The organism is Pseudescherichia sp. L3, assembly GCF_024656065.1.
Taxonomy (GTDB): Bacteria; Pseudomonadota; Gammaproteobacteria; order Enterobacterales; family Enterobacteriaceae; genus Pseudescherichia.
The window spans coordinates 1,315,494-1,340,272 of record NZ_JANKYC010000001.1; the positions used below are offsets into that span (position 1 = coordinate 1,315,494).

15 protein-coding genes and 2 pseudogenes are annotated in these 24,779 nt (G+C 59.2%); 7 read left to right on the top strand and 10 right to left on the bottom strand.

The genetic code is table 11. The features are described from left to right. The 4 genes and pseudogenes from NR795_RS06425 to NR795_RS06440 all read right to left on the bottom strand — a co-directional run bounded on the left by NR795_RS06425 (window position 1) and on the right by NR795_RS06440 (window position 4,947). A complete protein-coding gene (locus NR795_RS06425) occupies window positions 1–507 on the bottom strand; it encodes a GNAT family N-acetyltransferase (RefSeq protein WP_257757606.1) in 507 nt (168 codons plus the stop codon). A gap of 10 nt (window positions 508–517) precedes the next feature. Further along, window positions 518–2,786 (bottom strand): annotated as a pseudogene (locus NR795_RS06430) (NtaA/DmoA family FMN-dependent monooxygenase). A gap of 26 nt (window positions 2,787–2,812) precedes the next feature. Then, a complete protein-coding gene (locus NR795_RS06435; RefSeq protein WP_257757607.1) occupies window positions 2,813–3,934 on the bottom strand; it encodes an amidohydrolase in 1,122 nt (373 codons plus the stop codon). Beyond that, window positions 3,913–4,947 (bottom strand): LLM class flavin-dependent oxidoreductase, encoded by a 1,035-nt coding sequence (locus NR795_RS06440; protein ID WP_257757608.1) that lies wholly within the window; start codon window positions 4,945–4,947, stop codon window positions 3,913–3,915. Before NR795_RS06440 ends, NR795_RS06435 begins: the two co-directional genes overlap by 22 nt. A gap of 385 nt (window positions 4,948–5,332) precedes the next feature. Here NR795_RS06440 and ansP point away from each other — a divergent pair, with 385 nt between their 5' ends. Further along, window positions 5,333–6,829: an L-asparagine permease gene (gene ansP / locus NR795_RS06445; RefSeq protein ID WP_144815624.1), complete on the top strand. Its 1,497-nt coding sequence runs from the start codon at window positions 5,333–5,335 to the stop codon at window positions 6,827–6,829. A gap of 835 nt (window positions 6,830–7,664) precedes the next feature. On the opposite strand, the gene NR795_RS06450 is transcribed toward ansP, so the two are convergent. After that, window positions 7,665–8,726 (bottom strand): YncE family protein, encoded by a 1,062-nt coding sequence (locus NR795_RS06450; RefSeq protein ID WP_257757609.1) that lies wholly within the window; start codon window positions 8,724–8,726, stop codon window positions 7,665–7,667. 235 nt (window positions 8,727–8,961) lie between these two features. Here NR795_RS06450 and pqqU point away from each other — a divergent pair, with 235 nt between their 5' ends. Next, entirely contained in the window at window positions 8,962–11,070 is a 2,109-nt protein-coding gene (pqqU, locus tag NR795_RS06455) for a TonB-dependent receptor PqqU (RefSeq protein ID WP_257757611.1), read from the top strand. A gap of 55 nt (window positions 11,071–11,125) precedes the next feature. Here the strand turns inward: pqqU and NR795_RS06460 are convergent, their stop codons facing one another. From NR795_RS06460 to NR795_RS06470, 3 genes are all read right to left on the bottom strand, one after another. Next, on the bottom strand, window positions 11,126–12,676 hold the full coding sequence (locus NR795_RS06460; protein WP_257757614.1) for a methyl-accepting chemotaxis protein: 1,551 nt from the start codon (window positions 12,674–12,676) through the stop codon (window positions 11,126–11,128). Between the two features lie 174 nt (window positions 12,677–12,850). After that, entirely contained in the window at window positions 12,851–13,516 is a 666-nt protein-coding gene (locus tag NR795_RS06465; protein ID WP_144815608.1) for a GntR family transcriptional regulator, read from the bottom strand. Window positions 13,517–13,770: 254 nt separating this feature from the next. Beyond that, on the bottom strand, window positions 13,771–14,808 hold the full coding sequence (locus tag NR795_RS06470; protein WP_257757616.1) for an NADP-dependent oxidoreductase: 1,038 nt from the start codon (window positions 14,806–14,808) through the stop codon (window positions 13,771–13,773). A 177-nt stretch (window positions 14,809–14,985) separates the two neighbouring features. Here NR795_RS06470 and NR795_RS06475 point away from each other — a divergent pair, with 177 nt between their 5' ends. Further along, window positions 14,986–15,504 carry a GNAT family N-acetyltransferase gene (locus NR795_RS06475; RefSeq protein ID WP_257757617.1) on the top strand — a complete coding sequence of 173 codons (519 nt, stop codon included), beginning with the start codon at window positions 14,986–14,988 and terminating at the stop codon, window positions 15,502–15,504. Next, window positions 15,501–15,950: pseudogene (locus NR795_RS06480) on the top strand (DMT family transporter). Before NR795_RS06475 ends, NR795_RS06480 begins: the two are co-directional and overlap by 4 nt. Window positions 15,951–16,070: 120 nt before the next feature. Here NR795_RS06480 and NR795_RS06485 read toward each other — a convergent pair. After that, the gene (locus tag NR795_RS06485; RefSeq protein WP_257757618.1) at window positions 16,071–16,304 is read right to left on the bottom strand and encodes a YdcY family protein; all 234 of its coding nucleotides are present in this window, start codon (window positions 16,302–16,304) and stop codon (window positions 16,071–16,073) included. A 17-nt stretch (window positions 16,305–16,321) separates the two neighbouring features. Then, complete coding sequence (locus NR795_RS06490; protein WP_257758274.1) at window positions 16,322–17,920, bottom strand: ABC transporter substrate-binding protein; 1,599 nt, start codon at window positions 17,918–17,920, stop codon at window positions 16,322–16,324. A gap of 292 nt (window positions 17,921–18,212) precedes the next feature. Here NR795_RS06490 and NR795_RS06495 point away from each other — a divergent pair, with 292 nt between their 5' ends. From NR795_RS06495 to NR795_RS06505, 3 genes are read left to right on the top strand one after another with little or no spacing between them, the layout of a single operon-like run. Then, window positions 18,213–19,580 (top strand): SrfA family protein, encoded by a 1,368-nt coding sequence (locus NR795_RS06495; RefSeq protein ID WP_257757623.1) that lies wholly within the window; start codon window positions 18,213–18,215, stop codon window positions 19,578–19,580. Between the two features lie 4 nt (window positions 19,581–19,584). Next, window positions 19,585–22,566 carry a virulence factor SrfB gene (locus NR795_RS06500; protein ID WP_257757624.1) on the top strand — a complete coding sequence of 994 codons (2,982 nt, stop codon included), beginning with the start codon at window positions 19,585–19,587 and terminating at the stop codon, window positions 22,564–22,566. Continuing rightward, window positions 22,563–24,737, top strand: a complete 2,175-nt coding sequence (locus NR795_RS06505) for a virulence factor SrfC family protein (protein WP_257757625.1) — start codon at window positions 22,563–22,565, stop codon at window positions 24,735–24,737. The genes NR795_RS06500 and NR795_RS06505 overlap by 4 nt, the downstream gene beginning before the upstream one ends. Window positions 24,738–24,779 lie beyond the last annotated feature (42 nt).

The following is a 24,779-nucleotide window of genomic DNA, read 5'->3' on the forward strand; positions in this document are numbered from 1 at the left end:
TCAGGCTGAGTGGCGCAGAGCAACGTCCAGCGTTTTGGTAAAGCGCAGCCGTCCGTCATAAGGCGGCAGGCTGTACTCCTCTGGATCGCGGTGCAGATCGAAGTGGGCTTCATACCCCAGGCTCAGGTAGAGCTTGACCGCCTCCGGCTGACGAAAACCGGTGGTAAGAAAGATCCGCCGATAGCCAGCGAGGGAAGCCCTCTGCTCCAGGGCCTGCATCATGCGCCCGGCCAGGCCCTGCTGACGCAGGGTGCGCTGGGTCCAGATACGCTTGATCTCCGCCGTCTGCGCATCGAATGGCTTGTAGGCCCCGGTGGCAATAATCTCCCCGTCGCGCTCAAGAACTAAAAACAGTCCCTGCGGCGGCAGATACCATTCGTTGAGCTCCACCTCCGCGTCTTTGGCGAAGTAGTCCCCATAGCGGGCGGCGTATTCACCAAACAGCCCCTCGATAATCGGTTGCAGCTCGGGGGCATCCATTGGGACATCACGAAAGCGTTCGCGCATGGCTCTCTCCTCAGTCACCCAGGCCTTCCGGGTTAATTTCCGATGTGGAGATGCGCTCCATCCCTTCGCCCCAGCGGGCCAGCACCTTGTCGTAGTCGCCGCTTTGGATTGCACCATTAAGCGCGGTCTGCACCGGCTCCACCAGTCCACTGCCTTTTTTCAGCGTTACCGCAATGTGCGCCGCCTTTGGCCAGCCGCCGTCAACGCTTCCCACCAGCCTTGTCCTGTTCGTTAGCGCAGCCTTCCACGCGCCAATTACGTTCGGCCCGAAAAAGGCGTCGGCACGGCCGGACTGGATCGCCAGCGTCTGGGCGGCATCATCCTTGGTATAGACCGGCGTAAACGGCTTTAGCCCCTTCTGTTGATTGGCCTTGTCCCACGCCAGCAAGATCGCCTCCTGGTTGGTTCCCGATCCCACAATGATCCGCAGCCCGGCGATATCTTCGGCTTTCTCAATGGATTTAATCGAACTGGTCGACTTCACATAGAAGCCCAGCGAATCTTTGCGGTAGGTAGCGAAGTCGAACTTCTCTTTACGCTCCTTGGTGACGGTAATATTGCTGATGGCGGCGTCATACTTGCCGGACGAGACGCCCAGGGGCCAATCCTCCCACGAGGTCGGCACGACGTTAAGCTCAAGGCCAAGGCTATCCGCTACCAGCCGGGCAATATCGACCTCGCTGCCCAGCAGCGTTTTATTGTCATCTGAGAAGACCGTTAGCGGAGGAGAATTCAACGCCGCCACCGCCACGGTAAACTTGCCCGGCTGGGCGAAGCGGTAGCCCTTTGGCAGCTCCGCCACCGCCTGGGCATTTTTGGCGGTATTAATGGGTGCTTTGTTGGCCTCAAGGCTCACGCCGGTGCCGTTAATGGTGACGCTGTCAGCCCACGCCAGCGGCGTAAAGGCAAGCGAAATGGCCAGAAGTAGCGTTGATTTCTGCATAGCGTATTCTCTTATTAAATTATTATTTTATAAATTGATTATCAGGCGCGGATAAACCCAGCGTCTCGCGCAGCGTGGTGCCCGGATAGTCAGTGCGGAACACTCCCCGCGCCTGAAGGAGTGGCACTACCCGATCCACAACGTGGGCAAAGCTCTCCGGCGTACCGCCCTGGATGATAAATCCGTCCGCGGCCCGCTCTTCAAACCAGCGCTGGAGACCGTCGGCCACCTGCTCCGGGGTGCCGGCAAAGCGCGGCCGCGGCGAGGCGCTCTCCAGCGCTACCTGGCGCAGGGTCAGATTCCGCGCCCGGGCGTTACGTTTGATCTCATCGGTTGTGCTGCGAAAGCTATTCTGCCCCAAATCCCCCACGTCCGGGAAAGGCTCATCGAGGGGATACTGACTAAAATCATGGTGCTCGAAGTAGCGGCCAAGGTAGTTCAGGGCATCGTTTATCGATACCAGCGCGGCGGTGGTCTGATACTGCGCCTCGACGTCGGCGTCGTTATCCCCGACGATGATGCTCACCCCCTGGAATATCTTGAGATCGTCAGGCTGGCGATGGTTAGCCTCCAGCTGCTGCTTAACGTCGCGATAGAAGGCTTTGGCCTCCTCCAGCGTGTCATGGTGGGTAAAAATGGCGTCGGCGTGGCGGGCGGCAAGCTTTTTGCCATCGTCTGAGGCCCCGGCCTGGAAAATAATGGGACGATGCTGTGGCGTACGACCAATATTGAGCGGCCCGGCGACCTGGAAAAACGTCCCGCTGTGGTTGAGCGTATGCAGCTTTTGCGGATCGAAAAACTGCCCGCTCTCTTTGTTACGCACAAAGGCATCCTCTTCCCAGGAGTCCCACAGCCCTTTCACTACATCCAGGTACTCATCGGCAATGCGGTAGCGCAGCGCGTGCTCCGGGTGCTTGTCCCGTGAGAAGTTCTTCGCCGAGCCTTCCAGCGGCGAGGTCACAACGTTCCACCCTGCCCGACCATTGCTAAGGTGATCGAGGCTGGCAAACTGGCGCGCGACGGTAAACGGCTCGCTGTAGGAAGTAGAGAGCGTTCCCACCAGCCCAAGGTGGGTGGTCAGGCTAGCCAGCGCGGAGAGCACCGTTAGCGGCTCGAAGCGGTTCAAGAAATGCGGAATTGATCTCTCATTAATGTACAGGCCGTCGGCGACGAACAGGAAGTCCAGCTTCCCCTGTTCAGCTTTACGCGCGGTCTCTTTTACAAACTCAAAGTTGATGCTGGCATCTGCCACCGCTGCCGGATGGCGCCAGGCAGACATATTTCCCGCTGCGCCCTGCAAAATCGTGCCCAGCCGTAACTGTCGTGTCGTCGCCAGTTTTTCAGTCGCCATAAATGATCCTTTTAAGGTTGCAGTAACGCTTTTTCAGCCAGCAGCGCAAAGTAGCGCGCCGCGCCTTCAAGCAGTGCTTCGTCGGGGTTAAATGCCGGGTGATGCAGGCCAAACTCGCTGGCGCTGCCGATGCTGACAAAAGCACCGGGAATATGTTGCAGATAGACGGCAAAATCCTCCCCGCCCATATGCAGCCCGGCGTGCTGCGTCTCATACCCGTGCCAGTCAGCGACGTCACGGGCGAAGGCGGCCCAGCGCTCATCGTTAACCAGCGCCGTGGGGCCGTCGTACCAGCTGACGACAATCTCCGCCCCAAACGCCTGACCCAGCCCGGCGGCAATGGCGTTTACGCGCCTCTTCACCTGCTGTTGAACCGCAACGTCGTGGGTACGCAGAGTGCCCTCCAGCTCTACCGTCTCCGGCAGCACATTCCAGGTATTGCCTCCGGCGATCCGCGTCACGCTGAGCACCACTGAGTCAAGGGTGTTAACGTTGCGGCTGGCGACGCTCTGCAGGGCGTTGACGAGCTGGCTCGCCAGCAGGATGGCGTCGTTGCCCTCGTGCGGGCGGGCGGCATGTGCCCCCTTGCCCTTCACGCCAATGACAAAGCGATCGACGTTGGCGTAGAACGGGCCGCCGCGTGTGGCAAAGACGCCCACCGGCAGACCGGGTTCGTTGTGCATGCCGAAAATCGCGCTGACGCCATTCAGGACGCCTGCGTTAATCAGCCGTTTCGCACCGCCAAAATTCTCTTCGGCAGGCTGGAACAGGATACGCACCCTGCCCGCCAGCCGATGCTCGTGCTCCTTGAGCAGCAGCGCCGCGCCAAGCATCACGGTGGTGTGCACGTCATGGCCGCAGGCATGCATGATGCCAGCGTTTTTCGAGCTAAACGGCACGCCGCTGGCCTCGTCGATAGGCAGCGCATCGATATCACCGCGCAAAGCAATTATTTTTTCGCCGCTGCCAATCTCTACCACCACGCCGGTGGGCAGATCGTAAGGCAACAGTCGCAGCCCGGCGTTTTCCAGCCACTGGCGGATCCGCCGCGTTGTCTCAAACTCCTGAAGCGACAGCTCCGGGTACTGATGAAGCTCACGTCGCCACTCAATCAGCTGTTGTGCAAACTGCATTCCGCTGCCTCCGTCACGTGCCGCTCCTGCGACCACGCCTCTGCCAGCAGGCGCAGGGAGGTAATCCGCGCTGCGCCGCCGGTAATGGGCGTGTCAATAATAAATTCGTCAATGCCCCATGCATGGTGCAGCGCGTTCAGCCCGGCCAGCACCGTCTCTGCCGTGCCCACCAGCGCCGAGGAGTCCCGGCGAACAATCTGCTTCGCCAGGCTGCCCGCCTGACGGGCAAACGCCTGCGCCTGCTCCTGGCTGGCTACCGTGACGCGCTGGCCGTTCTCCAGCTCCACGCCCCACAGCTCAACCTCCTGGGCCAGCGCCTGCGCGTCAGCATCGCTGTCGGCCACAATCGCCTGCACCGCCACCACCGTGCTGCGCTGGCTATGCGCCTGCCAGGCCGTGAGCACGTCGCGCAGCAGGGCTTTATCCCCGTTCAGGTGAGCAGCAAAGACAAAGTTCCAGTCAAGGGCGGCAGCCAGCCGAGCGCTCTCGACGCTCGCCCCGAGGAGAAAACCGTCGGCGCGGTGAGGCGGTACCGGCGTTGCCAGCAGGCTCTCCTGCTGGCGATCGTTTACCGAGAGTGAAAGCCAGTTGTCGAGCTGCGCCAGTTTGTCTGCAAAGGTGCCGGCGCGTTCCTGATCCAGCCCCTGCTGAAGCGCGCGGGTGGAGAGCGGCAGGCCGCCAGGGGCTTTACCTACGCCGAGATCGATACGTCCCGGTGCCAGCGTGGCGAGAAGGTTAAAGTTTTCCGCGACCTTGTAGGGACTGTAGTGTTGCAGCATGACGCCGCCGGAGCCGACACGAATACGCCGGGTCTGGCCGACGATCCACGCGATTACCAGCTCCGGTGATGGGCTGGCCAGTTGCGGGGTGTTGTGGTGCTCAGCGATCCAGAAGCGGTGATAGCCCCACTCCTCGGCTCGCTGCGCCAGGTGCAGGGTGCGGGCCAGCGCCTCCGTTGCCGTTTCGCCATCGGCGATGGGACTTTTATCCAGCAGACTAATTCGATATGACATGCGTACGCTCAGATGAGGAAACATGCCTCTATTAGTAAGAGGTCAGGAAACGCCTGTGAAACAATTAATTTACATTTCATTAGCTAAAAAGTGGCTAAGTCGCATCTCTCTCGCCTCGCCTGCACCCTAACCCTTTTCATCGGGCTGAATCGTATCGACAACGCTGCTCATCCGACCACACGAATTCACGCGACAGCGCTCAATTTTCGCTGGGTATCTTTTGCGTCGCTTAAAAATTGCAGGTAGGATGCTGCGCCATGTTTCGTCTTATCTATGCGCAAAATAGCGGGAAAGACAGCATATTTATTCGCCAGGGCAAACGTTTGTTTCGTACTGGTCGAATGAAAACATCCTCGATGATTCAGACAGGTCAACAGGTAACGCAATGAAAAACAGCAACAACAGCGCAGCAGAGCATCAGGCTGCAAAACGCCGCTGGCTTAACTCGCATGAAGAGGGGTATAAGCAGGCGATGGGTAACCGTCAGGTGCAGATGATTGCTATCGGCGGTGCGATTGGTACAGGGTTATTTCTCGGTGCGGGCGCACGCCTGCAGATGGCAGGCCCTTCGCTCGCCATCGTCTATCTGGTTTGCGGGATCTTCTCTTTCTTTATTCTCCGCGCGCTTGGCGAGCTGGTATTGCACCGCCCCTCCAGCGGCAGCTTCGTCTCCTACGCCCGTGAGTTCCTGGGTGAGAAGGCGGCATTCGTTGCCGGCTGGATGTACTTCATCAACTGGGCCATGACCGGCATTGTGGATATCACCGCCGTTGCGCTCTATATGCACTACTGGGGCGCGTTTGGCGACGTGCCGCAGTGGGTCTTCGCCCTTGGCGCGCTGGCTATCGTCGGCACCATGAACATGATCGGCGTGAAATGGTTCGCCGAAATGGAGTTCTGGTTTGCGCTGGTGAAGGTGCTGGCTATCGTGGTTTTCCTGGTCGTGGGGACTATCTTCCTCGGCACCGGCAAACCGCTGGACGGCGGCACCACCGGTTTCCACCTGATTACCGATAACGGCGGCTTCTTCCCGCATGGCCTGCTGCCTGCGTTGGTGCTGGTGCAGGGCGTGGTCTTCGCCTTCGCCTCTATCGAACTGGTGGGTACGGCGGCGGGTGAATGTAAAGATCCGCAGACCATGGTGCCAAAAGCCATCAATAGCGTGATCTGGCGTATCGGCCTGTTCTACGTTGGCTCCGTGGTTCTGCTGGTGCTGCTGCTGCCGTGGAATGCCTATCAGGCTGGACAGAGCCCGTTCGTGACCTTCTTCAGCAAGCTGGGCGTGCCTTACATTGGCGACGTAATGAACATGGTGGTGCTGACCGCCGCGCTCTCCAGCCTGAACTCAGGCCTCTACTCTACGGGCCGTATTCTGCGCTCCATGTCGATGGGCGGCTCTGCACCGAAGTTCATGTCCAAAATGAGCAAGCAGCATGTTCCCTACGCGGGCATTCTGGCGACGCTGGCGATTTACGTCTTCGGCGTGGTGCTGAACTATCTGGTTCCGGCCAGCGTGTTTGAGATCGTGCTGAACGTGGCGGCGCTGGGCATTATCGCCTCGTGGGCGTTTATCGTGGTGTGCCAGATGCGCCTGCGTAAAGCTATTAAAGAGGGCAAAGCGGCTGACGTCAGCTTCAAGCTGCCGGGCGCGCCGGTCACCTCCTGGCTGACGCTGCTGTTCCTGCTGAGCGTGCTGGTGCTGATGGCGTTCGACTATCCGAACGGGACCTATACCATCGCCTCGATTCCGGTGATTGCACTTCTGCTGGTCGTAGGCTGGTATGGCGTGCGTAAGCGGGTGCAGGAGATCCACAGCACCGCGCCGGTGCATAGTGAAGAGACGGCGGAAAGCGCCGTGCTGGTTGAGAAAACCTCCAGCTAATAAATTAAAGCCAGTCGATTAGACTGGCTTTTTTATTGGAAGAGCGTGAAGAATATGAGGGGCCGCTGAGGTTTCCGTTCACGTCAAAATCCTGCTTATCTTAAAATTCTGCACACGTGAACGTGCCAGGGTGGCTCGCCGCCACCACCCTGGCGACCCGGGCTCCCGGCAGGGAAAATCGCCGCTGCGCGGTTTGTTCGCCCCATCCCTGGGGCTCACCCCTTCGGGGCCAGCGCAAGCGCTGTCCAAAATTGCTCCCGGCAATTTTGTCCTCGGCTTATCCCTTCCGGCTTTCGGGTCGGGCGTGAGGTAACGTCCCTGTAAGGCACGCCCTCAGCCCGCATCCATGCGGGCTGCCCCGGCCAGAAGTGAACGCCTCAGCGATTTTCAGCCGGATTCAACACCTCGCTTTGATACCGAGCCTACAGCGATGTCTTTGTCGCTATAGGTTCCAGTCTCACCGCGCGGGTGTTGAGTCCCCGCTGAAACCGGCGAACCGGAGACCGGATGACAAGGACTGGACGCCAGGGAGGGCGGCCAGAGGCGAAACGAGACAGGACAAAATCGCCCGGAGCGATTTTGAACAACGCTTTGCGTTGGCCCCGAAGGGGCGAGTCCTGAGGATGGGACGAGTAATCTCGAGTCGAGCCGGCCGTCGGTCAGCCGGGCGGGAGGAGAGCGCAGTGCGCAGCACCGGTTTCCCCGCGGGGCCGCGGGGATCGATAAGGGGGCCGCGGTGGCCCCCTTATCCCGTTCACGTGTGACGCACGTTATATGTTCTGTCCCGCATGAGGTGTACGGAACACATACACTAAAGTAACCTACTTGCTCTTACTTACAGCGCAATACGGATCACATCATCCGGATCGGTCGCCTCTTTCTCGCGGGTCGAGGCCTGCTTCACGCTAACGTACAGCGTTTTACCATCGGCAGAGAGCGCCAGGCTGTTCGGGTAGGTAGGCGTATCAAAGCTCTTCACCACCTTATAACTTTTCGCATCGATAACGTTCACCTTGCCCGCCTTGCGGTGGGTCACATAGGCTTCGTTACGCGCCGGGTTAAACAGCACGGCCAGCGACTCCGGGGCGGTAACCTTCGCCAGCACCTTGCCGTCGCGCAGATTTACTACCAGCACTTCCGCCTGCTTCGAGTCGGTAATAAACGCCCGCTGGCCTGCGGTGTCGAGGCTGAGGTTGAGATAGAAGTGCTCTTTGCCATCGTCAAGCACCTTCTGACGGGAGAGGATTTTATTGCTGGCGGTATCGATGGTAATCAGCTCGCCGTCGCCGTTGGTGGTATAGAGACGTTTTGCCGCCGCATCGATAGCCAGCCCGGTGCTAAAGGTGCCCGTGTCAGCGATCGTGTTTTTCAGCTTCAGCGTTTCGCCATCCACGGCCCAGATCACGCTCTCCTTACCGATGCCGGTGATATAAACGGTATTGGTGGTTTCATCCACCACCAGCTCGCGCGGCTGCAAGGGGCGCACCGTTTCGGAGCGCTTGCGATCGTCCAGCACCAGACGGCCTTTGACCTCGCCTGTTTTCGCGTCAACGGCAGTCACCGCGCCATTGGTGGTGTTGCCAAACCACAGCGTCTGGGTTTGATGGTTGATGGTCGCACCAAACGGCTTAAGATCGTTGTGGATGACCTGGGTGATATCCAGGGTAACAGGGTCGAGGCGGTAGATAACCCCGCCCTTATCCATCTTGCGGCTCTGGGTCGTGGCGACCCACAGGGCGTTCTCCTGCTGGCTGAACGCCATTTCGTATGCGCCCTTACCCACCGGTTTACGCAGCATCTCCTCCGCCGCGCTGGCGTTAAACGCCCCCGCCAGCAGCAGTGAACCGAGGAACAGTGAACCACGCAGGCGCGGCGAGCTTAATTGACGTAAAAACATGACGACTCCCTTTGATTAATACATTCGCGTGTTGCGAATGAGAATAATAATCATTAATTGATAAAATGTGGAGCCTTTCTTGCCAGGTCGTCCATAATCTTCATACTTTCTCCATACACACTTGGATACAGCACTTAACACTACGTGCCGTTAACGTTTTCATAATTTTTACAAAAACAGTAACATGTGCACACATGTTCCATTTGGTTCGTTTTTTATTTAACCGGTTCCTTTAATGAAAATCATCGCTATCACGCACGCGACCCTCCCTTTGCTGCTGCTGCCCGCGGCCTGCGGCTCTGCTTTTGCCGCTGATGAGCAGACCCTGATCGTCAGCGCTACGCCGCAGACCGTGTCCGAGCTGGATACGCCTGCCGCCGTCAGCGTGGTCAACGGGGAGGAGATGCGTCATGCCGCTCCGCGCGTTAACCTCTCCGAGTCGCTGACCGGCGTGCCGGGGCTACAGATCCAGAATCGCCAGAACTATGCGCAGGATCTGCAGCTCTCTATGCGTGGCTTTGGCTCCCGCTCTACCTACGGCGTGCGCGGCATCCGCATGTACGTCGATGGCATCCCGGCGACCATGCCGGACGGCCAGGGACAGACCTCCAATATCGATCTCAACAGCGTCGAGAGCGTCGAAGTGCTGCGCGGCCCCTTCTCTGCCCTGTATGGTAACGCCTCCGGCGGCGTGGTTAACGTCACTACCGAAACCGGTCAGCAGCCCACGACTATCGAAGCCAGCAGCTACTACGGCAGCTACGGTAGCTGGCGCTACGGCCTGAAAGCCACCGGTGCAACCGGAGACGGTACTCAGGCAGGTGACGTGGACTACACCGTCTCCTCTACCCGCTTTATTACCAGCGGCTATCGCGACCACAGCGGTGCGCGTAAGAACCTGGCCAATGCCAAACTTGGTGTGCGCATCGATGACGTTAGCAAGCTGAGCCTGATCTTTAACAGCGTTGATATCAAAGCGGACGATCCGGGCGGCCTGACGCAGCAGGAGTGGAAACAGGATCCGCACCAGGCTCCGCGTGCCGACCAGTACAACACCCGCAAAACCATCAAGCAGACCCAGGCCGGACTGCGTTATGAGCGCCAGCTGAGCGAGCAGGATGACCTCAGCGTGATGATGTACGCAGGCCAGCGTGAAACGACCCAGTACCAGTCCATTCCGCGTGCGCCGCAGCTCAATCCGACCCATGCGGGCGGCGTGATCGACCTGAGCCGTCACTACCAGGGGATCGATACCCGCTGGACGCACCGTGGCGAGCTGCTGGTGCCGGTGACCATTACCACCGGTTTGAACTATGAAAACATGAGCGAAGATCGGAAGGGTTTCGAGAACTTCGTAATGAATAACGGCACGCCGGATTACGGCCAGAAAGGTAACCTGCGCCGTAACGAGCGTAACCTGATGTGGAACGCGGATCCCTATATGCAGTCCCGCTGGCAGCTGACCGATAAGCTCTCGCTAGACGCCGGCGTGCGCTACAGCTCGGTGTGGTTTGACTCCAATGACCACTACATTACTGCCGCTAACGGCGACGACAGCGGTGAAGCCAGCTACCACGAGTGGCTCCCGGCCGGTGCGCTGAAGTATGCCGTGACCGATGCATGGAATGTCTACGCCGCCGCAGGCCGTGGCTTCGAGACGCCGACCATCAACGAGCTCTCCTACCGGGCCAATAATCAGAGCGGCCTGAACTTCAATCTTAAACCGTCTACCAACGACACCTATGAGATTGGCAGCAAGACCCGCGTCGGCAACGGCCTGTTTACCGCAGCGCTGTTCCAGACGATGACCCATGACGAGATCGTGACGGATACCAGCAGCGGTGGGCGCACGACCTACAAAAACGCCGGGAAAACCCGTCGTCAGGGCGCTGAGCTCTCCCTCGACCAGCAGTTTGCTGGCGACTGGCGGGTGAAAATGGCGTGGACCTATCTGGATGCCACCTACCGAACCAACGTCTGCGGGGATGACAACTGCAACGGTAACCGGATGCCGGGCATTGCGCGTAACATGGGCTTTGCCTCCCTCGGCTACGTGCCGGAGAGCGGCTGGTACGCGGGGGCTGATATGCGCTACATGAGCGACATTGAAGCGAACGATGAGAACACGGCGAAAGCGCCGTCCTATACCACCGTGGGACTGAACACCGGCTATAAGTTCAACTACAACAACTGGATGCTGGACGTCTTTGGCCGCGTCGATAACCTGTTCGACAAAGAGTATGTCGGATCGGTCATCGTTAACGAATCTAACGGCCGCTACTACGAACCGGCTCCGGGTCGTAACTACGGCGTAGGCCTCTCGGTAGTGTACCGCTTCGAGTAACGCCTTAGCGTCTCTGCTGATGCCCGGTAGCCAAACGCTGCCGGGCATTTTTATTTTACGCCGTTGCTGGCTGCTCCAGACGGAACGCCGCGACAAGCTGAGACAGCAGCTGCGCCTGCTCCTCCAGCGATCCCGCCGCCAGCGATGAGGCGCTGACCAGCGTGGCGTTCTGCTGGGTGGTACTGTCCAGCTCGCCTACCGCGCGGGCTATCTGCTCAATACCCCGGCTCTGCTCCTCCGACGCGGAAGAGATCTCACCCATGATATCGTTGACCCGAGTCACCGCATCCACCACCTGCTCCATGGTCTGGCCCGCTCTGGCCACCAGCTCGCTGCCGGTGCTGATACGTGATACCGACTCGCCGATCAGCTGCTCGATGTCTTTCGCCGCCTGGGAGCTGCGCTGGGAGAGGCTGCGCACCTCGCTGGCAACCACCGCAAAGCCACGGCCCTGTTCACCAGCACGCGCGGCTTCGACCGCCGCGTTCAGCGCCAGAATGTTGGTCTGGAAAGCAATGCTGTTGATCACCGCCGTGATATCGGCAATTTTTTGCGAGCTGGCGTGGATATCGCCCATGGTATTGACCACGTCGCGCATTACGCTGCCGCCCTGGCTGGCGGTGCTGGAGGCCTCAGCAGCCAGTTTACTGGCATGACGGGCGTTATCGGCGTTATTTCTCACCGTCGCGGTGAGCTCCTCCATACTGGCCGCGGTCTGCACCACGGCGGCCGCCTGCTGCTCGGTACGGGAAGAGAGATCGGTGTTGCCGTCGGCAATTTCGCTGGCGGCGTGGGAGACCTGGGCCACGCTGCTGCGCACCTCGCGGATCATCTCCCGCAGACGCAGGTTCATCTTCGCCATCGCCCCGGTGAGCTTACCTAACTCATCGCCGCCCCGCACCTCAATCACCGAGCTAAGATCGCCGCTGGCGATGCGCTCCGCCAGGGTCAGGTTATGCTGCACCGGCCGGGTAATCTGGCGGATAACCCACCACGAGACAAGAATGCCAATGAGTATGGCAACGCCGCCAATCACCGCGGTCACGGTGCTGGAGCTATAGGCCAGCTCATCGTTATGGGCTTTTACCGAGGCGATAATAAGTTTGATGTCGGCGCTGCTGTTGTCGCCAGCGACCTTAACCCCATCCTCGGCGGCCTGAAGCTGCTGCATCTCGGCGCTGCCTGCCTGGGTGCCGGCGGCGCGTAGCGGAGCGAGCGCGGCGTTGGCGCTCTGCATGCCGCTTACGCTGCGCTGAAAGTCGGCAAGATGAGTTTCAAGGGTGTGAAGCAGCGTCGTCTCGCCATCGGTCCAGTCGAGATTTTTCGCCGAGGCGGTAAGCTCTGCGGCATGGTTGACATAGTTTGCCAGCGCCTGACCCGATTTTTCATCGCCGCTGTAAAAATATTTCAGGCGATTAATCTTGGCCTGGAAGACTTCAATATTGATGTTGTAGATCAGGTTGGTTTTTTCATAAACGCTGCGGATCTCTTTAAAACGCATCACGCTGAGAGTGGTGGCAACCGCAACCAGCAGCAGAACCAGACCAAAGCCCACCGACAGTTTCTTGCTGATGGTGATATCGCGTAATCGTCGGTTTAAAAACATACCCTCTCCTTGCCCAAGCAAAATGTTAGCGCCCAACTGCGTATAAAAGGGTTATCGGCACTGGAGAAAGGTAATTAACGCGATTGGCAGGAAGAATAGTAAAAGTGTGATGGAGGTGCTTCCCTGAGGCAAATTCACCAGGGAAGCCGTTATAAGGCGCAATTAAGAGACGGGCTACAGTGCCTCTTTATACTGATGCTGAACAATGTTTACGCCCATATCAATGACACTAATAATTGACTGCTGGCTGGCCTCGCTGTCACCCCGCTCCAGGGCGTCTAACAGATCGGCATAGTCATGGTGCCCGTTGGCCAGCTCCGCCGAGACAGGATAAAGATGGTTAAAGCACGGGCCGATGCGCACCCACAGCTGCTCGATCAGCGAGAGCAGCGTGGGCATCTCAGCATATTCGTACAGGCGAAAGCGAAAGCTACGGTTAGCCTGCAAGGCCTGCTCCACGTTCGCGCCCAGTCGGGCTTCATTAAATGTTTTAGCCAGCAGCCGCAGCTGGCGAAGTTTTTCATCGGTCATTTTGCTACAGGCGGCACTGACGGCCATCGATTCCAGCCGCTTACGAATTTCAGTTATTTCGCGGTGGGTTTGCTGACTCACGTCTGGAACCAGAAAGGCCTGGGCGGGAGTGGCATGTAACGCACCCGCAGAGACTAAACGCAAAAGTGCTTCGCGCACCGGTGTAATGCTGGTTCCGAGCTGGTCGGCAATCTCCTTGGTAATCAGGCGTGCGCCGGGCTTTAGCGCCCCGACGATTAACGCGTTTTTTAAACTTACTTCAACCTGCTGAGTGAGGCTCAGACGCTGCGCCTTTTCCAAATCAAGCATATTCATGTCCTGTCGAATACTTATTACTTTTCACCTATTCGTGTGACTATTCGCACACGAACCATAAGATATAGTAGGTAGAGAGTTGCCTGGTATTGGATTAACGCAAATCGTTAGAACTAAAAGTTATTTATTATGCAGATTAATATACACCAACGGAACATACCGCTCCGCTGGTGTAGCTATGCTTAATTAAAGACAACATTTTGTAAAATTGCATGATTTTTTATGCAATTTTTTATTGGCACTTACCTTTACTGGTCCGCGGCTACGCGAATAACCAGTTTGCCAAAGTTCTTGCCTTCCAATAGACCAATAAAGGCTTCAGGGGCATTTTCGAGGCCATCAACAATCTGCTCGCGATAGTGAATTTTGCCTTCCTGAACCCATTTCCCCATCTCCTGCTGGAACTCGTCGATGCGGTGACCGTAGTCCTGAGTAATGATGAAACCCTGCATCCGGATACGCTTTTTCAAAATGGTGCCCATCAGCAGCGGCAGGCGATCCGGCCCCGGCGGCAGATCGGTGGCATTGTAGCCGCTGATCAAGCCACACACCGGCACGCGGGCGCCGGTATTCAGCAGCGGCAGCACCGCATCAAATACCTTGCCACCAACGTTTTCATAATAGACATCAATCCCCTGTGGGCAGGCGTTTTTAAGCTGTTCAGCAAAGTCATCGGCGTGATGATCGATACAGGCATCAAAGCCCAGCTTCTCCACGGCGTGACGGCACTTCTCTGCCCCACCGGCGACGCCTACCACCCGCAGGCCTTTCAGCTTGCCAATCTGGCCGACCGTTGCCCCAACCGGGCCCGTTGCCGCCGCGACCACCAGCGTCTCCCCCTCTTTGGGCTGACCAATGTCCAGTAGCCCCATATAAGCGGTAAAGCCAGGCATCCCCAGTACGCCCAGCGCCCAGGACGGGTGCTCAAGGCTCTTGTCGAGCTTAACCAGCCCCTCACCGTTAGAGATGGCATACGTCTGCCAGCCGTCGTAGCCCAGCACCCAGTCGCCTTCGGCATAGTCTGGATGCTGTGAGGTGACCACCTGGCTCACCGTACCGCCGCACATGACGTCGCCGATATTCACCGGATCGGCATAGGAGGGTTCATCGCTCATTCGACCGCGCATATACGGGTCGAGAGAGAGATAGACGGTGCGCAGCAGCAGCTGGCCGGATGTTGGCGTGGGGATCTCGCTCTCTTCGAGACGAAAGTTTTCAGCAACGGGCGCGCCTTTCGGGCGGGAAGCCAGCAGCCACTGGCGGTTACGCTGTTGTTCTTGACTCACAATAGTCTCCTTGGACGGTTAAACATCCTTTCAGCGTAGCGCCTTACGCCTCTCTTTGCTTCGCAATCTGCGTCATCCGCTCCTGAAGCGAAACAGCAGCGGCAAAGCGTTGATTTATCGCGGCTGTAATAGTATTCATAACAGACTATCCCGTGCATATTCTCTGAGGTTTTAAGCATGACTATCCGCTACGCGGGCAAAGACGACTGCGCCGCCATTGCCACGATCTACAATCACGCCGTACTGCATACCGCCGCTATCTGGAACGATCAGACCGTTGATGCCGACAACCGCATCGCCTGGTTTGAGGCGCGCACCCTGATGGGCTACCCGGTGCTGGTCAGCGAAGAGAACGGCGAGATCGCCGGCTATGCAGCTTTCGGCGACTGGCGCGCTTTCGACGGTTTCCGCCATACGGTAGAGCACTCGGTATATGTTCACCCGGATCATCAGGGTAAAGGTCTGGGCCAGGCGCTGATGGTCAGGCTGATTGAGGAGGCAAAACGCATCGGCAAGCACGTGATGATCGCCGGAATTGAGTCGCAGAATGCGGCCTCTATTCACCTGCATGAGAAGCTGGGTTTTATCACCACCGCGCAGATGCCGCAGGTGGGTACCAAGTTTGGCCGCTGGCTGGATCTCACCTTTATGCAGCTGCAGCTGGATGACCGCAGCGAACCGGACGCTATCGCATGAACCAGTCGTTGACCCTGCTGTTCCTGGCGGCGGCGGGTATCGGGCTGGTGGTACAAAATACGCTGATGGTGCGGATCACCCAATCCTCCTCCACCGTGCTGATCGCCATGCTGCTCAACTCGCTGGTGGGTATTGTGCTGTTTGTTTGAATTCTGCTGATGAAGTATGGCCTGGCCGGGTTTAGCGAACTGGCGGCAACGGTGCGCTGGTGGACGCTGATCCCCGGCCTGCTTGGGTCATTTTTTGTCTTTGCCAGCATTAGCGGATATCAATACGTTGGCGCGGCCACCACTATCGCGGTGCTGGTAGCGAGCCAGCTGATCGGTGGACTGGTGATGGACCTGGTCAAAAGCCACGGCGTGCCATGGCGGGCGCTGGTGGGCCCGGTATGCGGGGCGGTATTGCTGGTGATTGGTGCGTGGCTAGTGGCAAGACGTCAGTGGTAGGTAAATTGCCCGGCAGTCCGGACCGTAACGCCCGGTGGCGCTACGCTTACCGGGCCTACAAATTACACCGTGCTTACGTAGGCCGGGCAAGCGTTAGCGCCGCCCGGCGTTCACAATGCTTTAGAGGATAGTCCCGTTTTTGGTGAGCTGTTCGCGGCGCGCCTCCATCTCTTCCTGATGGTGCCGTCCATTATGGGCGATGGCGTTACGCAGGCGCTGCTGCTGGGTATAACGATCTTCCCGGCTCAGCTCCGCGTCATTGCTGAGCTCGACCAGCAGCTCATTCATATGCGCAATCACGCTCTCCTTGATAGCGGCATCCACGCGCGTAACCACCTCTTCCAAATGCGACATATCCTCTCCTGTGACTGTTAATTCAGTTTAGCTTTTGAGAAATCACTGCCCATCAGGCTAACGCTATACCCGGTTACGTTGCTGCGGGTGGCATAGAAGGTTTTACCGTTCGCCAGCGCAATCCACGGGGCCTGCTGGTAGAACACCTCCTGTGCCTGAGCGTAGAGCTTAGCGCGCTCTTCCGGAACGGAGGTCAGCTTCGCCTTTTTCACCAGCCCGTTATAGGTTTTATCACACCAGCGGGCGGCGTTCGAGCCGGTTTCAATGCTATCACAGCCCAGCAGCACGTCGGCAAAGTTGTCTGGATCGCCGTTGTCGGACATCCAGCCAAACAGCGCGCTGTCATGCTCGCCTTTGCGCATGCCAGAGAGGTATTCGCCCCACTCATAGGAGACAATCTTCGCCTTCACGCCCACCTTCGCCCAGTCGCTCTGGATCATCTCGGCAATACGCTTAGAGTTCGGGTTATATGGACGCTGTACCGGCATTGACCACAGCGTGACTTCCGCGCCGTTCTCCAGACCGGCCTGCTTCAGCAGCGCCTTGGCTTTTTCCGGATCGTAAGCGTAATCCTTGAGGTCTTTATTAAAGCCGAGCATGTTCGGTGGCAGCGGTGATTTAGCTACCGTACCGGAGCCCAGGAAGACGGCGTTAACAATGGCCTTTTTATCCGTGGCATAGTTCAACGCCTGGCGCACCAGCACGTTATCAAACGGTTTCTTCTCGGTATTGAACGCGAGATAGCCGACGTTAAGCGCATCTACCGAGTGCAGAGCCAGATCTTTGTTCTTTTTGATCACGTCGAACTGCACCGGAGACGGCGCGGGAATAATCTGGCACTCGTTAGTTTGCAGCTTCGCCAGACGCGTCTCAACGTTCGGGGTGATAGAGAAGATCAGGTGCTTGGTCGGCACCTCACCGTCCCAGTAGTTCGGGTTAGCAATATAACGGATCAGCGCGTCACGCTTATACTGCTGCAGCGCATACGGCCCGGTACCGATTGGCCAGGTATCGACGTTCTCCGGCGTGCCCTTTTTCAGCATGGCATCCGCGTACTCCGCCGAGAGGATAGAGGCAAAATCCATGCCCCAGTCGGCGAGGAATGCAGCGTTCGGCTCGTTCAGGACGAACTGCACGTGATAATCATCGACCTTTTTGACCTCTTTAATCAGCTTGTCGAGGCCGACGTCGTTGAAGTACTCATAGTTACCCTGAGAGACGTTGTGATACGGGTGGTTAGCATCTTTCTGACGCATGACCGAGAAGATCACATCATCGGCATTAAAGTCGCGGGTCGGCTTGAAGTATTTATTGCTGTTGAATTTCACGCCCTGGCGCAGGGTAAAGGTGTAGGTCTTACCGTCCGGGGAGATCGTCCAGCTGGTCGCCAGCGACGGCACCGGGGTATTTTTCACCGGGTCGAAGTTGATCAGGCGGTTATACAGCGTCTGGGAGCTGGCGACAAAGCTTGGGCCAGAGCTGGCGATCTGTGGGTTAAAGGATTCCGGAGAGGCTTCAGAGCAGTAAATAAGGGTATCGTTGGCCGCCGCCCATGCCGCGCTTGCCGGCAGAAGCGTGCTGAGCGCCAGCGCGAGCAGCGTTTTGCCTGTAGACAGTTTTCCTGAAAACATAATTAAAACCTTATTATTTTATTAAAACGTGATCTCAGCATAGCAGTGAAAGTCTGGCAAATAACGAATCACTATCAGGTTATGCCAAAGCAGCTGATTTTGCTGATTTCTTCGCCTTCGCCCACCATTTAGTTTGCCTTAAGTTATTCCGGAAACGTCAAGCGAAAAGCGCCGGTGCAATGCCACGAGAATTCACCGCTTTTAGCCTCTCTTCCACCGTTTGCTTGCTATTACATCTCGTAAAGTAGAGGCGTGAAGAAGTCTATGGGATGAAAACGTGGCAAAAACTCTCTTGCGCAGCGGCGATCTGGATGATTTTCAGGCCGTTGGCGGCGGCGGCCAGGCCGTCTTTGATTCGGCATTGCAAATTCGTGAAGCGTTACGTCTGCGTAAGCAGCAGGCGATGGTGGACTGCCTCGCCATACCGCAGATTAACGACGACGGCGATCGCGTGGACTGGTACTCACCGATCGAAGGCCGGGCGGTAAGCTGGAAGGCGGCAGACGACGAGTCCCGCTTCCGCGCCCTGCGTTTTCTGGAAAGCACGCTCGACAGCGCCGCTGCCCTGAGCCGGAAAAGCCTACAGTCGCCGAAAACCGCTCAGCAGCTCTTTGGCTCGCTGCTGGCGAAAGCGCTGCAGTTTCCCGGCGTGAACCACGTATTCCTGGTGGATGGCAAACCGGTTATTACCTTCTGGGGCTTTGTTGACCTTAACGAGAGCGCCCGCGAGGATGTGCTCGCCTGCCTGCGGGAAGAGGAGCCGCCTGCCCCGATCATCGAGATGCCGGAAGAGCGCGACGTTGAAGAGGACGTCCCTGCCGTGGCGACCTTCAGCAAAGCCGATGAACCGCTGCTGGCCGCCGTGCCGGAGATTACCCCCCAGCAGCCTCCCGAACCTCCGCAGCCTGAACCCCAGCCCGCGCCGGTTGTGCCACCTGCCGCCGTTGCCGCTGCGCCTGCGCCTGCCACTAAGCGCCGCTATGGCCTGTGGGCCCTGCCGGTGGCCGCCGTGGTGGTCGCCGCCGTTGCTGCCCCGCTGCTGTGGCCGCATCAGCCCGCAGAGCATGCCTCAACGCCTGCCCTCAAAACAGCTGCCGCGCCCGCTGCTCCGCAGACCATTGCGCCTGCTCCGCTCGAGGCTGAGCCTGCGCCGGTGCTTACGGCCTCGCTGCCGTTGCATCAGGCAGAAGTGGTGGCAGCCAAAGCAGCGCCTGCCCCGGTGGTGGAAAAAACCAGCGAGCCGACTATCACCGCCATTCCGAAAGATGCGCTGGTGATGGATGCCAACCAGGTTAAAGCGGGCAGCACCCGTTTTCTCAACGGCAGCTGGCGCGTGATGCTGGATATCAAAGACGAAGTGACCGGCAAACCGCCTACGCTGCGCTTCCAGATCCAGAACAATAAAGGTACCGCCCGCCTGGTGCAGGGTAATAATATTGTCTGCCGGTCCGAGATCTTCTCTGGCCTGCACGACACCGGCGTACTGATGATCAAAAGCCGCGGTCACGCGCGCTGCAGCGACGGCACTCGCTACCCGATGCCGGAGATCTCCTGCACCGCAGGCACCAGCGACGTTGCCCAGTGCAGCGCCCGGTATGATGCCAAAACCATTGTCCCGTTGACGTTCAGAAAAACAGGTTCCTGATTTTATGCTGGTTAATCTTTGCGATTACAAACAGAGCGTCACGCTGATTGCCAACAGCGGCGTGCAGTTTCTTGACTTTGGCCTGACGCCGCAGGCTTCCTTACAGAGCGGACGCTTTGTACGAAAAACCGCTAACGGGCCGCTGCTGCGCCTCGATTACGATCTGATCAACAGCCGCTATACGCTGCCTGGGCGCGACGGCGGCCAGCCCGAGGTAGTGAAGCCGGAGAGCACCCTGCCGCTGCTTGAGTCGCTGGCGGTGCTGGACGGCGTGTGGCTGCCCATTCCTTTTTTGCGCTTTAACCCGCCGCGTACCTTCGTGGAAGGCCCGGACAACTGGGCTCGCGTGCAGATCCGCAAGCTGGCCGAGCCGGACAGCGCAGGCAACACCCACCGCGTGACCCTGGCGCTGGACAGCCAGATCAACGATCTCTCCCCTCTTGCGCTGGCCCCGACCACCAATGACATCCTGAACGGGACCCGCTTTGCACTGGCGTGGCGCGACGACGAGGTGTTTGATTTTCTCGATCAGACCTGGATTGACGGCTGGCTGCGCGAGGCGTTTCTGCACTACGCCACCAGCGTCGAGAACCGCAGCGAGCGGGAGATTGCCCAGGCCCTGCGCGGCTTTGAGTATCAGGCCCACTGGCTCAACCTGCTCACTCTGCTGGGCGAGCAGCTGACCGTTCCAGAAGTTAAAATCGTTACCCATACCCTCAGCACCCCGGCTATTCCGGTGGATCTGATCCTCGACGTCGGCAACACCCACACCTGCGGCGTAATCATTGAAGATCAGGGCGATGCCAACGACGGCCTGCGCCAGACGGCAGAGCTGCAGGTGCGCTCCCTGAGCGAGCCGCAGTTTTTAAACGAGCCGCTGTTTACCAGCCGGCTGGAGTTCTCTGAAGCCCGCTTCGGCAAGCAGCACTTCTCCGTGGAGAGCGGGCGCGAAGATGCCTTCGTCTGGCCGTCGATTGTTCGCGTAGGCGACGAGGCCCGCAAGCTGGCGATGCAGCGTCTGGGGACGGAAGGCAACAGCGGTATCTCCAGCCCGCGTCGTTACCTGTGGGATGAAACCCCGGTGCTACAGGACTGGCGCTTTAGCCAGATGAACAGCAAGTCCCAGCGCGAGCCGCTAGCGACCGCTTTCCCGCTGATGAACCTGATGAACGACGATGGTCAGCCGCTCTACACCCTGCCGCTGGATGAGCGTCTGCCGGTGTTCTCGCCCCAGTACAGCCGCAGCACGCTGATGACCCACATGCTGTGTGAGCTGCTGGCTCAGGCGCTGGGACAGATCAACAGCGTGGCGACGCGCCTGCGTCTGGGCTTCCCGGCTTCGCCCCGCCAGCTGCGCACCATTATTCTGACCCTGCCTTCGGCGATGCCGAAGCAGGAGCGCGAGATCTTCCGCCGCCGCATGTTTGAAGCCATCGCTCTGGTATGGAAAGCGATGGGTTGGCACCCGCAGGATGACGATTTCTCTAACAGCAAGCAACGCGATAAGAGCGTGGTACCCGTCCCGCAGATCCAGATGGAGTGGGATGAAGCCAGCTGCGGTCAGCTGGTCTGGCTCTATAACGAAGCTATCTCTCACTACGCCGGACAGACAGAGACCTTTTTTGCCTCTCTTGCCCGCCCGGACCGTATCGGCGCGCCGGACGAAATGCCGGGCCGCGCCCTGCGGGTGGCGTCGATCGATATCGGCGGCGGCACCACTGATATGGCCATCGTCCACTATCAGCTGGATGACGGCACCGGGAGCAACGTCAAGATCACGCCACACCTGCTGTTCCGCGAGGGATTTAAGGTGGCGGGTGACGACATTCTGCTGGATATTATTCAGCGCTGCGTGCTGCCTGCCCTGCAAACCCAGCTGCAAAAGTCGGGGATTACCGATGCCGCCGCGCTAATGGCAACGCTGTTTGGCGACTCCGGCCGCATCGACACCCAGGCGGTGCTGCGCCAGCAGACCACGCTGCAACTCTTTATGCCAATCGGCCACGCCATCCTTTCGGCCTGGGAGCAGAGCGATATCAACGATCCGCTGGCGGGGCTGCACGCGACCTTTGGCGAACTGCTAAGCCAGCAGCCAACGCGCAACGTCATGAACTACCTGAAGCAGGCCATCGATCACGCCCTGCCAGCCAGCGCTCCGGCGTTCGATCTCTTCGCCGTGCCGTTGCAGGTTAACTTTAGCGATCTGCAGGCGGCGATGCTGGGGGGACAGTTCACCCTGACCGCGCCGATCCATGCGGTGTGTGAAGCCATCTCCCACTACGGCTGTGACGTACTGCTGGTCACCGGGCGTCCGGGCTGCCTGCCGGGCGTGCAGGCGCTGATCCGCCATCTGCAGCCGGTTCCGGTTAACCGTATGGTCTGGCTGGATAAGTACCGAGTGCACGAGTGGTATCCGTTTAGCCAGCAGGGACGGATTGGCAATCCGAAATCCACCGCCGCCGTTGGGGCAATGCTGTGCAGCCTGGCGCTGGATCTGCGCCTGCCGCGCTTTAACTTTAAGGCGGCGGATATTGGGGCTTACTCTACCGTGCGCTACCTTGGCGTGCTGGATAACGTGGTGAACACCCTGCGCGAAGAGAACGTCTGGTACGAGGATATTGACCTGGATAAGTCGGGTGCCAAACTGGATGCCCGCCTGCACTTTCCGCTGCGTGGCAACGTCACGCTGGGCTTCCGCCAGCTCGCCAACGCCCGCTGGCCCGCAACGCCGCTCTATACCCTGAGCATTAACTCGCCGGAGCTGGCAAAAGCCATCGCCGGAGACGGCGTGCTTAACGTGCGGCTGGCCCTTACCGGCGGCAGCAAAGCGCTGGGGCCGGAAGCGTTCACCCTGAGCGAGGCCTGGCTGCAGGACGGCACCCCGGTCGCCGCCGATGCGTTGACGTTTAAACTGAACACCCTGGCCGATCGCCGCCACAGCGGCAGCCACTACTGGATTGACAGCGGGAGCGTGTACTTAAAATGAGAGATCTGAGCAAAACCTCCCAGGCATTAATGGCATGGATAGATGAGACCCGCCAGCACGCCCCGCTGCTTGACGATGACGCCGACGCCCTGCTGCTGCGCCTGACCGCCGCCGCCGCGCACGAGAGCGTGCTGGCCCATGCCGCAAGCCAGCCCCGCACGGTGGGCCTCTACGGTCATGCCCAGGCGGCAAAAGCCCACCTGCTTACCGCCCTGTGCAGCAGCGGCAGTGGCCGGGTAAACGTCAGGGCCGACGAGAAGAGTTTCGATTATCTGAGCCATATCAATCCAGGCCATGCCCTGACCGGCATGGCGCTGCGCTTCACGACCCAGGTCCAGAACGTTGACGATGCGTTTCCTCTGCGTCTGCGTCTGATTAGCGAGGCGGAACTGGTGCAGGTGTTTATCGCTCATGCCGCCGGACAGCAGGAACGCCACCTTGTCGACCGGGCGGTGATTGAAGATCGCCTTGACCGCTGGCGCGGGCTGCGTCAGCCGCATCCGGTGGCGGGCATTACCGCTGAGGAGGTCGGCGCTATTGCCGCGTTCTGGCGCACTACCGTGCCCGCCGCACAGCAGCAGATCGACGACGGCCTGTGGTACCAGCTCGCTACCCTGATCCCCGCCCTGGATCTGCGCGCCCGGGCCAGCGCCTGGTCGCTGCTGTGGGGAGAGCAGCAGGAGCTGACCCAGCAGTGGCTAGCCCTGGCGCACGTTCTGCATCAGACCGGCAACGCCGCCGAGCTGGCTGCGCCGCTGAGCCTGCTGGTAGATAACTTTGCTCTGCCAACGGAGGGATTCCTGAACCCGCTGGCGGCAGAGAGCATTGAGGCGCAGGCGGAAGTCGTGGTTCATCCTCTGTCAAAAGAGGAGCTGCAAAACGCGGTGAGCATTCCCCTCGCCACCCTGTCGCTGCTGACCTACGAGCTGGTCCTGTGCGTCGAAGACACCGTGCTGGACGGGGTAGATATTGTCGATATTCCCTGCCCGGCGGCACAGCCTCAACGCCCGCTCTGGCACAGCAAGTGCCGCTGGCTGCTGGAGCACTATCGCCAGCAGCTCCAGCCGGACGTGCTAATGATCTGCAACGCCACGCCGCAGCGCAGCGCCACCGCCGTCACGGCCAGGGCCTTGCTGAACTGGGTGCAGGAGACGCAGTCGGGCCAGGAGACGGCGCTGCCGGGCCTGGTATGGGCGATTACGCCTCAGGATGCCCGCTTTACCACCTCGCTGAATCTTGATGAAACCGTGCAGCAGCTGCTGGGCAAGCCCGGCCAGCGCTGGGGAACCTTGCAGGCGCTCGATGCCAGCAGCCTGCAGCGGCTGATTGAGTGGCTCTCTCAGGCTACCACGCCATCGCTGCGTACGAGTCGGCTGACTGCCCTGCGCGAGCGCCACTATCAGACGCTGCGCGATCTGATGCAGCCTCTGCTTTCGCCGCTAACCGAGGATGCGGATACCCGCCGCACCCGTGCTGAATCAGCGATTCGCGAGCTGCAGGGCCAGGCCGGACGCCACGGTGAACTGTTGGAAGGTCTGCTGCCAGAGATGAAGCAGTTTGATGCCCTGTGGAAGGTGCAGCTTCCGCGTGAGGAGAAGGTGAGCGGCTTGTTTAATGAGGCGATCGATCTCTTTGCCGATGCGCAGGAGGTGCCGGAGCGCGCCAGCGCCGCACGGGATGCTGGCCAACAGGCACACGCCATGTGGGTGAATCATCTTCGCCAGTGGAGCCGTAGCGCGGAGAGCGCAGCCCGGCTGGACATTACCCCGGCTACGCTGCGCCAGGTGGCGGACACCATTATCACCACCAGCTACCGGCTGGATCTCGCCAGCCAGCTGCAAACCCTGATGCAGCGGGATAACGCCTGTGCGGCGCAGCTGCATGCGGCGATAGGCAATCTGATTGCCTGGCTGGGTTACGCCGACGTTGCGGTAGATCAGCGCCCGGCTAGCCGCATCCAGAAAGGCAGCGCGATCTTCAGCACCGACGCACCAGCCCACACCGAAGGCAGGCTAACGCGACTCGGCGATCAGCCGGTGCATGCCGCTACGCGCTACGTTTATGACTGGCTGGTGGCGCTTTATACCCGCAGCACCGAGAATATTGGCTATCGGCACCCATCAGACGTGACGGATGCCCAGCGCAAAACGTTGCTCACGCTCCTGCCCTAATCGCCTCCCCCGGTGACGCAGCGCGCGCCGGGGAACCTCTTA